The following is a 13,170-nucleotide window of genomic DNA, read 5'->3' on the forward strand; positions in this document are numbered from 1 at the left end:
GTGGCACTGGACGAGGCGGCCAAAGAACGGTTGCGCCGCCTGCACAAGGACTCCCGGGCGCTGCTCGACATGCTCGCCGACCGGCTCACCGAGCAGCAGCTGAGCTGGTCGAGGACGTTCAGCGACGTGGGCGAGTGGTCGATGCTGGTCGACTCGCTCTGCGCCTACCTGGTGAAGGGGAACATCCCGGTCACGCCCGCCGAGCGGGACGCGGTGGCCGCCGTGCTGGCCCAGTTCACCCGCCCGAAGCCACAACACGAGTACCTCGACGACCCGGCAGGGACACTCGCGGCGCTCAACGTGATGGAGGAACGATGAGGATCGCGCGGCTCTTCGACGGCAGGAACGCCGACGGCGACTGGACGTTCGCGCCGAACCGCCCGCGCCTGACCGACCCGGCCGAACTGGCCGGGGTCGTGCGGTTCCTGCGCGGCGGCACCGTGATCGTGCGCGTGTCCGGCCTGGACACCGACCGCCTCGACCCGTCCCGCGGTGCGGCCGTCCCGCTGTCCACCATGACCGACGGCGAGTGGATCTGGGGCGACGGGCTGCGCTACTACGTGGAGACGCACCGCATCGCACCGGAGCCGGACTTCCTGGCGCACATGGCCGCGCACGAGTACGTGGCGGTGCGCCCGGAGAAGGCCGACCGCCAGGCGGCGCTCGAGTACCTGCGCACCAACTAGCGCCCCGGCGGGATCAGCGATCTCGGGTCCAGGGCCGCCCGGATCCTGGCGGCGAAGGGCCGCTTGGCCAGACCGCCGCGCACCGCGCGCACGGCCGTCCAGGCCTCGGCCGCCGTGCCGGGGGCGGGACCGCCCGGTGACCACAGCGCCAGGTCCACCGCGCGGGCCAGGGCCTGCAGGCCCGGGGCCACCAACGGATCGCCCGCGGCCGCGGCGAGGTCGCGGGGGGTCATGCCCACGTTGTACGGCACGCCGTGGGCTCTCAGCCGGTCCCTCGCCTCGGCCCACGCGCCCACCACCGCACCCGCGCCCGTGCGGCGGCGCCGTCGCCACGCGCGGACCGCGCGGGCCAGCGGCACACCACCCAGCCACGCCACGACCAGCGCCGCGAGCCCGGCCAGCACCCGCACCCACGGGAACGGGGTGCCCTCGGCGTCGGCGGCGCCGTTGTCACGCTCCTCGTCCCTGGGCAGTTCGGGATCGCGCACGTCGTCCGGTGGCGGCAGCTGCTCGCGGGCCTCCGCCGTGACCTCCGCGAGGCCCTTCGGGGCGGAGCCCTCCGCGGTCGCGCCCGCCGGGTCCAGCGGCACCCAGCCGACACCTTCGACGGCCACCTCCGGCCATGCCAGCACATCCCGGTTGTGGACCGTCACGTCCTGGCCGGTCTCCTCGGGGGCGCGGAAACCGACCGCGATGCGCGCCGGGATGCCGATGATGCGCGCCAGCACCACGTACGCGGCCGCGAACTGCACCGCCGTGCCGACCTCGGTCTCGAGCAGGAACCGTTCCAGCTGCGGCCATCCGCTGCCGCTCGGCAGCTCGTCGCCGCTCGCGACGCGGTAGTTGTCGCGGAAGAACCGTTCCAGCACCAGCGCGGTCTGGAACGCGGGCCGGTCGTCCCCGACGGCCCGGCGCGCGAGGTCCACAACGCCGGACGGCACCTCGCCGAGGTCGCCGAAGCCGGTGCGGGCGGCCGGGTCGATGGCGGCGTTCCGTAGCTGTTCCGGGTCGGGGCGCGGCTCCCACCAGGTCAGCTCGTAGTCGGCCGGTCCGGTGCGGTCGTAGTCGAACAGCGTGCCGGACGCCTCGTCGACCAGTGGCGCCAGCCCGGTCACCGACGCGGGCAGCGCCTGGCTCGGCAGCCACGGGCCGTCCGTGCCGGGGTAGCTGATCCGGGCGCTGAGCTCGGTCCGCGCCACCGACAGCACCGGCCGCAGCTCGGTGCCGAGCCTGCGCGGCTGGGCGCTCGGCGTCCACGTGACACCGTCGAACTGGTCCAGCACCACCATGCGCCAGCGGTCCACCTGGGCTTCCGTGGAGTAGGTGAACACCGTCTCGTCGCCGTCCTGCATGCGGTCGGACACCTCGTCGAGCGGGCTCGACACGCGGTCCGGCGGCAGCGGCACGAACTGCTTGTCCCGCAAGGACACCGCGGGCCGCTCGACGGGGTGCACGGTGGTCGCGAGCACGGCACCCGCCACGGCGAGCACGACCGTGGGCACGATCATCGCGAACGCCACGAAGCCGCGGCGGCCCACCGTGGGCACGGCGTCGACGCGTTCGTCCGAAGTGGACAGCAGCACCCCCGCGACCACCACGAACCCGAACGCGGCGAGCATCGCGGTCAGACCGGTGAGCGCGACGTACGCCTGCGCCAGCACCACCACCGCGATCCCGGGCACCAGTGCCGCGAGCGGCCACCGCAGCAGCTCCAGCGCGAGCACCGCCGCGGCGAGCGCGGCCAGCGGTACGAACAGCATCAGCTCGGGGTCCGAGCGGGCTGGCCAGGTGGACTGCAGCGTCAGCTGCCACGACTCGGTGACGCCCGCGACCAGGGCCCGGCCGGTCTCCGCGGTCGGCAGCCCGGCGAGTGTCGTGGGGAACAGCATCGCCACGGACAGCGCGAGCAACCCGACGACGAGCACCAGCACCGCGCGCCACGGCAGCAGCGCGGGCCGGCGCCCGCACAGCTCGGACACCCCGAACCCGGCGGCCACGACCAGCGCGAGCGGCAGCAGCAGCGGACCGATGCCGAAGACGGGCACGAACAGCAGGCCGGGGCCTGCCGCGGCGAGCAGGACGGCGAGCACGGCAGCACGGGACGTCACGCGATCACCTGCACGAAACACACAACTCGGTAGGTGCGAGCGCGAGGCTCGCGGTGTCGGAGAGCGGGACTCGCGGTCATCGGAGGGCCGCCACGTTCCAGCGGCGTGTGCCGCCCTTCGCGTTCGGGGCCTGGATGACCCGCGTACCGGGGATGCGCACGGGGACCCCGGTGTCGGCGCCGCCCGCGATCGTGATGACCACAGTGGACGCGTAGTGGGGGCGCAGTGCCGCGATCGCGGTCAGGTCGTCCTGCCGCGCGCTCGCCAGCACCACCACCAGCGAGCCGCCGCGGTCCGGGCCGCGGGTCAGCTCGACGGGCACCAGGGCGCCTCCGGTCACCGGCGACAGCTCGCACAGCTCGTCGAGCAGGTGGCGCACGGTCTGCTGACCGCCGCCGAGTTTGAGGTCCACGCCGGAGGTCGTCAGGAGGCGGCACCAGTAGCCGTCGGCCGCGGCGGCGCGCATGAGCGACGCCGTCAGGTCCACAGCCTCCTCCAGCACCTGGGGCGGCACGAGGTCGGCACGGGAGTCGAGCAGCGCGGTGAACCTGGGCTGGTTCGGGTCGACGTAGTCGCGGACCATGAGCCGCCCGGTGCGGGCCGTCGCCTTCCAGTGCAGGTGGCGCACCTCGTCGCCGGGCACGTACTCGCGCACGTCCCGCAGGTCCAGGGAACCGTGCAGCGACTCGTCGGTGGTGCGGCCCTCGTGGTGGTGGCGCGGATGCCCGGAGACCAGCGCACGCACCGGGTACGTCCTCGGGTGCACCCACATGGTCGCGGTGTCGCCGGTGGTCAGGCGGCTGCGGCCGAGCCCGAGCGGGTCCACGCGCTCCAGCGTCAGCGGGCCGACCTCGAACCGGCCGCGCTTCTTCGTCGGCAGCTCGTAGTGGTAGGCGGCCTCGGCACCCGGCGCGAGCGGGCGCACCGACACCGCGTGGAAGCCGCCGTCGATGCGGTCGCCCGCGATGAAACCGCCGTGGCGGCGCCCGGACGCGTTGTGCACGCGCAGCCGCGCGAACGCGGGCCTGCCGCGCTCCACCCGGTCCGGGTACACCTCACGGGTCACCGCGACGCGGGGTCGGCGCGCGGTCACCACGAGCGCGGCGAGCACCGCGCCGAACGCGGCCCCCGCCATCGCACGCAACAGCGGGAACCCGGCCCACTCGCCCGCCGCGTACGCCACGACCGCACCGACGAGCACCACCCAGCCGCGCCCCGTGAGCCGGGGCATCTAGGACACCGTGGCGGACACCGCGGGCGCCGGGATCGCGGCCAGCACCTCGTCGACGATGTCGCTCGTGCGGCGCTGGTTCAGCTCGGCCTCCGCGTTGAGGATCAGGCGGTGCTCCAGGACCGGCTTCGCGACCTCCTTGACGTCGTCCGGGGTGACGAAGTTGCGGCCGTAGGTCGCGGCCACCGCCTGCCCGGCCCGCACCAGCGCGATCGACCCGCGCGGGCTGGCGCCGTAGGCCAGTGCGGCGTGCTCGCGGGTGGCGGCGGTCAGCCGGGCCGCGTACTCGACCACGGCCGGGTCGATGTGCGCCTTCCGCACCTGCGCGACCGCGGCCCGGAGCGTCGCGATGTCGACGACCGGCGACAGCTCGTCCGGGCCGATGCCCGCGCAGTCGCTCATGATCACCAGCACCTCGGCCTCGAGGTTCGGGTAGCCGACCGACAGCCGCATGAGGAACCGGTCGAGCTGCGCCTCCGGCAGCCGGTAGGTGCCCTCCATCTCGATCGGGTTCTGCGTGGCCACCACGAGGAACGGCCTCGGCACCTCGTGGCGGACCGCGTCGACGGTGACCGTGCGCTCGCTCATCACCTCGAGCAGCGCCGACTGGGTCTTCGGCGTGCCGCGGTTGATCTCGTCGGCCAGCACCACGTTCGCGAAGATGCCGCCCGGCCGGAACTCGAACGTCTCGCTGCCCTGCCGGAACACCTGCACGCCGGTGACGTCGCTCGGCAGCAGGTCGGGCGTGAACTGGATGCGGTTGTACGAGCCGCCGATGCTGCGGGCGAGGCAGCGGGCGAGCGTCGTCTTGCCGAGGCCGGGCACGTCCTCGATGAGCAGGTGCCCCTCGGCCAGCAGACCGGCGATGGCGAGCCGCACGAGCTGCGGCTTACCCCGGATGACGCCCTGCACGTTGGCCGCGATCAGCTCGTAGACCTGGCCAGCGGTGGGTTGGGTCACCCTGCCCCCCATTCGATCCTGTTGGACTCGTACGTGTTCCCGTCCGGCGTCGTGACCTCCACCCACACAGTGTGCCCGGTCCCGCCGTACGCGAACCGATCGATGTCCGCGAAGCCGTTCTCGTCCGTCGTGGTCTCGTGGCTGTTGCTCCACTCGGGGTCATGGGTGGAGTACGCCGTGAACCTGATCATGGTGCCCGGTGGGAAGTTCGACGCCTCCACGTGCATCCAGGCACAGTCCGGCAGCTCGCCGCAGTACTCCTCGGTGGGCGCGCCCTCGCTCAGCACCACGGACGGGTCGGCGGCGGGCGGCCTGCCCTCCGTCTGCACCGACGCGGGCGCACCGGGGACCTGTGCGCCGGCCGGGTTCGTCGTGACGGCCGTGACGGTGACGGTGAACGCGGTGTCGACCTGGACCCCGGTGAGGGCCGCCGACAGGCCGGTCACGGTCACCTGCCGGAAGCCGCCCACGTTGACCACGTAGTGCACGAACCCGCCGGAGCCCATGTCCGCAGGCCTGCCCCAGTTCACGGTCACGGTCTGGTTGTCGAAGTCGTTCACGGCCGTCAGGCCGACCGGCGCGGTCGCAGCCCGGAACGGCGCGACCGGGGTCACCGGGTTCGACGAGCTGCCCGGCCCGACGCCGACGCCGTTGACCGCGGCCACCGTGAACACGTAGGTGGTGCCGTTGGCCAGGTTCGGGATCGTCACGGAACGCTGGCCGGGGCCGGTGGTCGTCGAGCCACCCGGCCACATCACCCGGTAGCCGGTGAGCGGCGACCGGTTGTCCGCGGCCGCCCCCCAGCTGACGGTCGCGGTCGCGTTGCCCGGGGTCGCGCTGACCCCGGCGGGCGCGCCCGGCGCGGTGGGCGGCACACGCGGCGGCGTCTGCTGCTCGCGGCGCGGGTCGGGGCGCTCGGGCTGCTCGTTGGACGGCGGTGGCGGCTGCTGTGTCCGGGGCGGGTCGGGCCGCTCCGGCGGCGGTCCGGCCACCGGCGGCCCGTCCGTGTCGTCGCCGCGGGGCGGCACGGTCTCGTCGTCGTCGCCGCCCTTGATCGGCACGTCGGTGAACTCGCCGTCCTGGTCGACGACCACGACGTGCTCGCCCTCCTCGCCGTCGACGTAGAGTCGGTCGTCCTCGCCGCGCGTGATGCGCGGATCGCCGGATTCGGCGGGGAGTTCCTTGCGCTGCAGGTCGCCGACGCCGTCGTAGGTGAACAGCGTGTCGGTCTTTCTGTCGACCACCGCGACCACCTCGCCGGTCGACACCGGGCCCGCGTAGTCGCCGTCCGGCAGGTCGACCCGGACCGGCTCGCGGTCCGACTCGGTGTCGACGAGGTGGATGCGGTTCGCGTCCAGGATCGCGACCCGGCCGTCCACGTCGGTGTCGGCGAGCACCGCGTCGTCCGAGGCGTCCATGCCGAGGTCCCGGCCCTCGCCGAGACCGTCCTTCTCCACGGTGTGGAGGGTGTCGGACGTGGTGTCGACGAACACGACCTCGTCGTGCACCACGGCCAGGGCGCCGTTGTGGCCCTTCGGCAGCGGCACCTGGCAGGCCGGGACGCGGGCGCCCGACCGCACCTGGCAGAGCAGGCCGGCCTCGGTGCGCGGCAGCCACAGCGTGCCGTCCCTGGTCGCGACGGGCGTGCCGACCGGTCCCTCCAGCTCCATCACGACGGACGGGTCGCCGACGCGCACGACCTTGCCCCCTTCGCGGTACACGAGGTAGGGGCCGCCCCTGGTCTCGACGCCGTACGCCCGTTCCTTCGACGCGGGCGTGCTCGTCTTCTCGACCTCGAGGCCGGACTTGCCGAACTCCGTGATCCGCGAGCTGCCGACGACGTAGCCGCTCATGTCGCCCTGGAAGACCTGGTCACCCGGGCTGCCGGGGACCCGGGCGCGGGCATCCACGTTCCCGGTCGCGCCGTCCACGTGGAGGACCGACTGCAGTGCGGAGTTGTAGACCCAGTGGCCCGGCATGAGGAACTGCACCGCCGAGACGGGGTTCGCGGCGCCGGTGACGGCCGCCACGACCGCGGCCACGCAGGCGACGACCACCGCGACGACCGGCAGACGCGTGCGCCACGACGCGAAGCGTCCCCCCTTGCCAGACATGACCACACGGTAAAAGTAACCGGTTGCCTTCGTCCAACGACGGCCTGTGGCAGGTTCCGGACAGTCCCTTGATCACGGGAGCACGGGAAGCGCCAGTTCGAAGATGGCGCCCGCGTCCTCCGCGTTGTAGACCGACAGCGTGCCGCCGTGGGCGGTCGCCACCCACCGGACGATCGACAGGCCCAGCCCGGACGAGCCGCTGCCGGTGCGGAAGCGGTCGAAGGCCTCCTCCGCGAAGTCGCCGTCCACGCCGGGGCCGTGGTCGGCGACCGTCACGCGGCCGCCCGCGACCGAGATGTGGACGATGGCGGGCTGGTTGGGCTGGCGGCCGTACCGCATCGCGTTGTCCAGCAGGTTGCCGATCGCGCGCTGCAGCAGCGTCGGGTCGGCCATGACCTTGCACGGGGCGGCGGTCAGGGTCACCGACGCGCCCTCGGTCGGGGTCTCCTCGACGACGCCCGCCACGAGCTGGTCCAGCCACACCGGTTGCGCGGCGAGGCGTTCGACCCCCGCGGCGAGCCGTGCGCGCACGAGCAGACCGTCGATGATGCTGCCCATGCGGGACGCGAGCCGGACGGTTCTCGGCAGCAGGTCACCGCGCTGGGTCGGGTTGCGCAGCGCGGTCTCGGCCAGCGCACGCAGTGCGGCCACCGGTGTGCGGAGGTCGTGCGCGGTCTCGGCGAGCAGCACCTCCTGTTGCTCCAGCGCGGCCACCGCGGGCCGGATCGCGCGGGTCGCGATCAGGTGGCCCGCCAGCGCGAGGCTGCCGATGAGCACGGCCGCGGCGGCGACCACCCACACCACCAGCTGGTCGTGGTCGCCGAGCGTCGGCTCCGCGTTGCTCACCGCCACGACGGCGCCGAGGTACCCCGACTCGCCGCGGAACGGCTGCGCCCGCACCCGCACGGTCTGGTCGTCGAGGCTGGTCTTGTAGCCGAAGATCTCGCGGCCGGACCTCGTGGCCTGCACGGCGAGGTCCTCGATGACCGCCCGGTCCATGCGCACGCACTCGCGGTCGCTGTAGTGGTCGGAGAAGCCGCTGCCGGTGTCGCCCGCCAGCACCGCGAACTGCGGGCACTGCCGGTTGATCTCGTCGGTCTTGATGAACCCGGTGACGACCGCGTCGCCGTCGCGGCCGATCAGCCGCGAGACGGTCGAGGTGACCTTGGCCAGCTCCAGGTCCATCTGCTTCTCGCCGCTCTCGGCGTCGGTGTCGACGATCAGCCACGCGAACACGATCAGGCCGATCGCGTTCATGACCGTGAACACCGCGGTCAGCACCCACCTCAGGCGCCGGAGCCGGTCGGCGGAGGATCGGTTCACGAGACGGGACCGTATGCCCCGAGCCGGTAGCCGCGCCCACGGACCGTGTGGATCAGCTCCGGCTGCCCCAGTTTGCGGCGCAGCCGCTTCACCACCACGTCGACCACGTTCGACATCGGGTCGGTGGAGGAGTCCCAGCAGTGCTCGATGATGTCGGTGCGCGAGACCACCTGGTCCGGCCGGATCGCGAGGAACTCCAGCACCGCGAACTCCTTGTCGGACAACGTGAGCAGCACCCCGGCCCGGCGTACGGCACGACGTGCGCAGTCGACCTCCAGGTCGGCGTGCCGCAGCACCGACGGCCGCCCGTCCGAACGCCGGCACAGCGTCCGCACCCGCGCGGCCATCTCCGCCACGGAGAACGGTTTCACCAGGTAGTCGTCGCCGCCTGCGGCGAACCCCGCGACCCGGTCGGCGATCGCGTCACGCGCGGTCAGGAACAGCACGGGGGTGTTCCAGCCCGTCTGTCTGCGGTGCTGCACGTAGTCGAGCGAGTCACCGTCCGGGAGCATCCGGTCGAACACGACGCAGGCGAAGTCGCCCTGCCGCAGCGAGGCGTCGGCGGTGGCCAGATCACGGGCCTCGACCACCTCGAGACCGGCCGCCCCCAGCTCGACCGCGACGGAAAAGCGCAGGTCCTCGTCGTCCTCGACCACCATCACGCGCATGTCATCGAAACCTAATGTGCCCTGCTCGATCGTGGTCCACGACGGAACCGTAGCCCGACGCGGAAGTCCGGCACCGGCACTGGCCGGAACCGGACGCCGGTGAACTCCTGGAGGTCACCTTCCGTACGGGACCGGTCCCATCGAGTCGTTAATACCGTTTTCGCGCCAGGAGGAGGTGACCGGTGGACGCACCCATTCGGAACACGGGCTCGGCCGCGCTGACCGGCGGGCAAGCCCAGGCACGATCGGCTTCGGCCGCGCCCGCCAGTGTCGCGGCGCCACGGCGGTTCGCCGACGCACGGGGGACGGCGGTGCCCGCGGCCGCGGGCAGACAGCTGCCGCAGCTGCTGTCCGAGGCGGACCTGCGCACACGGCCGCTGCTGCTCACACCGCCGCCGCGGCCCGCGGCACCCGCGCCGCTCGCACGCACGGCGGAGCCGCCAAAGCACACGTGGTCGCGGCAGGTCCGCGAGTACGTCCGCGGCCTCAGCCCGCTGCAGGTGATCTGTTGGCAGGTCGCCGCGATCGCGGTCGTGCTGACCGTGCGGCAGCCGTGGCCGGTGCTGGTCGGCACGTCGGCCGCGGCGGCGGCGTTGCTCGCGCTGACGAGCGTGCGGGCGGGCGGGCGCTGGCTGTACGAGCTGACCGGGCTCGGCGCCGCGTTCGCGACCCGCGCCCGCAGGAAGGACCTGCCGGACACCGGCGGCACCCCGGGCATGACGCTCGCGCTGCTGCACATGCTGCTGCCGGGGTCGACGCTCCGGTCGGTGGAGACCAGCCAGGGCCAGGCCATGGCGATCAGCCACCAGGGCGGACTGACCGCGCAGGTCAAGCCGCAGGCGCTCACGCCGGAGCTGGTGAACGTGCTGCCGATGCCGGGCGCGCTGCTGCCGACCGTCGCCGACAACGCGGGCCGCCACCACCTGTTCGGCGTGCAGCTCGTGCTGCACGTGGGCCTGCGGCAGGACAAGCCGCGCAGGCTGCTGGTCGCCGTGCACACCGCCCGCACCGTCGACTCCCCGGCCGACGCCGAGCTGACCCTCGCGCTGCGCAACGCGTTGCGCCGCGTGCGCAGGGCGCTCGACCGGGCCGGCCTGCACACCGAGCCGCTCGCCGAGGAGCAGGCGCTGTCCGCGATCGCGGGCCTCGCGCACGTCACTGGGGGCCGCAACGAGGTGCGCGAGGACTGGAAGTTCTGGCGCACCGGTTCGGTCAGCCAGGCCACCTTCGCGCTCACCGGCTGGGCCGCGCTCACCGACGCGCACGCCAGGCAGCTGGTCAGCCGTCTGCTGGTGGGTGTCCCCGGCGTCGCCACCACGATCACGCTCGGCGCTGTCGACGATGGTGCGCTCCGCAAGCTCCGCTCACGGACCCAGCGCCGCGGCGACCCGCTCGCGGGCGCCGCCGTCCGCCTCGCCGCCACCACCGAGGCCGCTGTCGAGGCGGCCGTCAAGACCATCACCGACCGTCTCGCGCCTTCGGGGGTTCGCCTCGCTCGGCTCGACGGCGCACACGTCCACGGTGTCGCCGCCTCGCTTCCGATCGGAGTGTTTCAGCAATGACCGTTCTCGCGGAGAACCCGGTAAACCCGGTCACCGTCCTGCACCCGGCGCCGGGGGGCGTCGTGGGCACCATCGGCAGCGTCGGCCACGCGGCCCGCTGCCCGTCCAGCGCGGGTGTCGAGGCACTGGTCGCCTCGGCCGAGCGGGAGGTGCTCGTGATGAGCACGCTGTCCGTCGCGGCCCGCGACCCGATCGGCGGGGTGCGCCGCGTCGACCACGAGAACCTGCGGCGCGGCGTGAAGTACCGCGTGATCGTGCCGGACACCGCGCGGACCGCGCCGGTGCTCGCGACCCGGCTCGGCACGCTCGCGCTGGCCGGTGCCGACACGCGGACGGTGCCCGAGGTGCCGACCGACGCGCTCGTGATCGACGGCCAGGTCGTCGTGCTGCCGGTGGACCGCACCGCGGGCGGCCGCTCGCTCGGCACCGCCGTGTTCCGGCTGTCCAGTGTGGTCACCACGACCATCGAGCTGTTCGAGCGGGTGTGGCTGTCGGCGGTGCCGATGAGCCCGAACGAGCTGCCGGACGCCGCGGAGCTGAACGCCCGCGAGCGGGAGTTGCTGACACTGCTGTTCTCGGGCAGCACCGACGAGTCCGCCGCCGCGCGGCTCGGGGTGTCGGTGCGGACCGTGCGCCGCATGGTCGCCGACATCATGAACCGGCTCGGCGCGCGCAGCCGCTTCCAGGCCGGCGCCAAGGCCGCCGACCGCGGCTGGCTGATGGAGAGGGCGGGCTGATGACCGCGATCGCGGCACGCACCCTGCTGGTGGCGCCGGGCAGGCACGGCGCGTTCCCCACCATCGGCGACGCGCTCGGCAACGCGCCCGACGGCGGCGTGATCGCGATCGCCGCCGGTACCTACGCCGAGACGTTCGAGCTGGACGGCAGACGGCTCACGATCCGCGCGCACGAGGGCGGTGAGGTGGTCCTCGACGGCAGCGGCGGCGACTGGCCGGCACTGTCCGCGCGCGGCGGCTCCCTGACCCTGCAGGGCCTCACCATCAAGGCGGGTGCCGCGGCTGTGCAGGTGGAGGACGTGGAACTGTCGGTCGAGCGGTGCACGCTGTCGACCGAGGTCGGGCCCGCGGTCGCGGTGCGCGGCTGTCGCCGGTTCACGGTCAGCCGGTGCACGGTCGACGGCGCCGAACAGGGCCTGGTGGTCGAGAGCTCGTCCGGCCGGATCGACGAGACGACCGTGCGGAACATCGCGGGCGACGGCATCGTGATCGGCCTCGGCGCCGACCCCGAGCTGCGGAACTGCGTGGTGTCCGACTGCGGGCAGCGCGGGATCTACGTGTACCAGTACGCGCGACCCGTGATCGAGTCGTGCGAGGTGTCCAGCACCGGCCACGAGGGCATCGCGGTGGCGCAGCAGAGCAGGCCGGAAGTCCGCAAGTGCCGGGTCCACGACGTCGGCGGCGTCGGCATCGCGTTCGCCGCGGGCTGCGCGGGTGCGATCGAGGAGTGCCAGGTCGACAACTCGGCCGAACCGGGCGTTCTCGTCGCCGAGGGCGCCACCCCGACCGTCACCGAACCGGCGAAGCGGGTGACCACGGGCGGCGGCGCGGGCCTCGACGAGCTGCTCGCGGGCCTCGACGGCATGGTCGGGCTGCCCGGGGTGAAGGCCGAGGTGCACGCGGTCGTCGACGAGATCCAGGTCAACGAGTGGCGACGCGGCGCCGGACTGTCGGTCGGCACCGTCAGCCACCACCTGATCTTCGCGGGCGCGCCGGGCACCGGCAAGACGACCGTCGCACGTACCTACGGGCAGCTGCTCAAGGAGCTCGGGGTGCTGTCGAAGGGGCAGTTCCGGGAGGTGTCGCGGCGCGACCTCGTCGGCCAGTACATCGGCCACACCGCGGAGAAGACGTCCGTGGTGTTCGAGGAGTCGCTCGGCGGCGTGCTGTTCATCGACGAGGCGTACACGCTGTCGCGGCAGGCGGGTTCCGGCGGCGGCGACTTCGGCCAGGAGGCCATCGACACGCTCGTCAAGCTCATGGAGGACCACCGCGACGAGGTGGCCGTGATCGTCGCCGGGTACACCGCCGAGATGCGGGAGTTCCTCGACGCCAACCCCGGTCTCGCGTCCCGGTTCTCCAAGACCATCGAGTTCGAGAACTACTCGCCGGACGACCTCGTGCAGATCATCGGGCGGATGGTCGCCGCGGGCGACTACCGCCTCGACGACGACTCCGCACCGGTGCTGCGGGAGTACTTCGCCCGCGTCGCCGACGACCCCAACTTCGGCAACGCCCGCGACGCGCGGCGGCTGTTCGAAGGGGTGCGGAAGGTGCAGTCGCAGCGGTTGCGGACGCTCGGCCGGATGCCGGAGATGGCGGAGCTGCAGACGCTGACGGCCGAGGATGTCCTTGCCGTCACGGGATGACAGCACTTCGCGGCCGAGCGGAGCATGCGGAGCGAGCATCGCAGCCGAGCGGAGCATGCGGAGCGAGCATCGCAGCCGAGCGGAGCATGCGGAGCGAGCATCGCAGCCGAGCGGAGCATGCGGAGCGAGCAG

11 protein-coding genes are annotated in these 13,170 nt (G+C 73.2%); 5 read left to right on the forward strand and 6 right to left on the reverse strand.

Annotated features, from left to right (window positions below; translation table 11 throughout):
• Positions 1 to 318, forward strand: a complete 318-nt coding sequence (locus tag FHR82_RS12995; RefSeq protein ID WP_184810644.1) for a hypothetical protein — start codon at positions 1 to 3, stop codon at positions 316 to 318.
• Positions 315 to 686: a hypothetical protein gene (locus FHR82_RS13000; protein ID WP_184810645.1), complete on the forward strand. Its 372-nt coding sequence runs from the start codon at positions 315 to 317 to the stop codon at positions 684 to 686. The genes FHR82_RS12995 and FHR82_RS13000 overlap by 4 nt, the downstream gene beginning before the upstream one ends.
• Here the strand turns inward: FHR82_RS13000 and FHR82_RS13005 are convergent.
• The 6 genes from FHR82_RS13005 to FHR82_RS13030 all read right to left on the reverse strand — a co-directional run bounded on the left by FHR82_RS13005 (position 683) and on the right by FHR82_RS13030 (position 9,090).
• Positions 683 to 2,794, reverse strand: coding sequence for a transglutaminase TgpA family protein (locus tag FHR82_RS13005; protein WP_184810646.1), 2,112 nt, complete (start codon positions 2,792 to 2,794; stop codon positions 683 to 685). The genes FHR82_RS13000 and FHR82_RS13005 overlap by 4 nt on opposite strands.
• 76 nt (positions 2,795 to 2,870) lie before the next feature.
• Positions 2,871 to 4,025 carry a DUF58 domain-containing protein gene (locus FHR82_RS13010; RefSeq protein ID WP_184810647.1) on the reverse strand — a complete coding sequence of 385 codons (1,155 nt, stop codon included), beginning with the start codon at positions 4,023 to 4,025 and terminating at the stop codon, positions 2,871 to 2,873.
• Positions 4,026 to 4,997, reverse strand: coding sequence for an AAA family ATPase (locus FHR82_RS13015; RefSeq protein WP_184810648.1), 972 nt, complete (start codon positions 4,995 to 4,997; stop codon positions 4,026 to 4,028).
• A complete protein-coding gene (locus FHR82_RS13020; RefSeq protein ID WP_184810649.1) occupies positions 4,982 to 7,099 on the reverse strand; it encodes a fibronectin type III domain-containing protein in 2,118 nt (705 codons plus the stop codon). Before FHR82_RS13020 ends, FHR82_RS13015 begins: the two co-directional genes overlap by 16 nt.
• A gap of 72 nt (positions 7,100 to 7,171) precedes the next feature.
• The gene (locus FHR82_RS13025; protein WP_311771048.1) at positions 7,172 to 8,422 is read right to left on the reverse strand and encodes a sensor histidine kinase; all 1,251 of its coding nucleotides are present in this window, start codon (positions 8,420 to 8,422) and stop codon (positions 7,172 to 7,174) included.
• Positions 8,419 to 9,090: a response regulator transcription factor gene (locus FHR82_RS13030; protein ID WP_225944012.1), complete on the reverse strand. Its 672-nt coding sequence runs from the start codon at positions 9,088 to 9,090 to the stop codon at positions 8,419 to 8,421. Before FHR82_RS13030 ends, FHR82_RS13025 begins: the two co-directional genes overlap by 4 nt.
• A gap of 182 nt (positions 9,091 to 9,272) precedes the next feature.
• Between FHR82_RS13030 and FHR82_RS47390 the strand changes: the two genes are divergently transcribed.
• Genes FHR82_RS47390 through FHR82_RS13045 form a run of 3 tightly spaced genes read left to right on the forward strand, consistent with a single transcriptional unit; the run spans position 9,273 to position 13,038 of the window.
• Positions 9,273 to 10,652: a type VII secretion protein EccE gene (locus tag FHR82_RS47390; protein WP_184810650.1), complete on the forward strand. Its 1,380-nt coding sequence runs from the start codon at positions 9,273 to 9,275 to the stop codon at positions 10,650 to 10,652.
• On the forward strand, positions 10,649 to 11,389 hold the full coding sequence (locus tag FHR82_RS13040) for a helix-turn-helix transcriptional regulator (protein WP_184810651.1): 741 nt from the start codon (positions 10,649 to 10,651) through the stop codon (positions 11,387 to 11,389). The genes FHR82_RS47390 and FHR82_RS13040 overlap by 4 nt, the downstream gene beginning before the upstream one ends.
• The gene (locus tag FHR82_RS13045; RefSeq protein ID WP_184810652.1) at positions 11,389 to 13,038 is read left to right on the forward strand and encodes a right-handed parallel beta-helix repeat-containing protein; all 1,650 of its coding nucleotides are present in this window, start codon (positions 11,389 to 11,391) and stop codon (positions 13,036 to 13,038) included. Before FHR82_RS13040 ends, FHR82_RS13045 begins: the two co-directional genes overlap by 1 nt.
• Positions 13,039 to 13,170 lie beyond the last annotated feature (132 nt).

The organism is Actinophytocola algeriensis (assembly GCF_014203735.1).
Lineage (GTDB): Bacteria > Actinomycetota > Actinomycetes > Mycobacteriales > Pseudonocardiaceae > Actinophytocola > Actinophytocola algeriensis.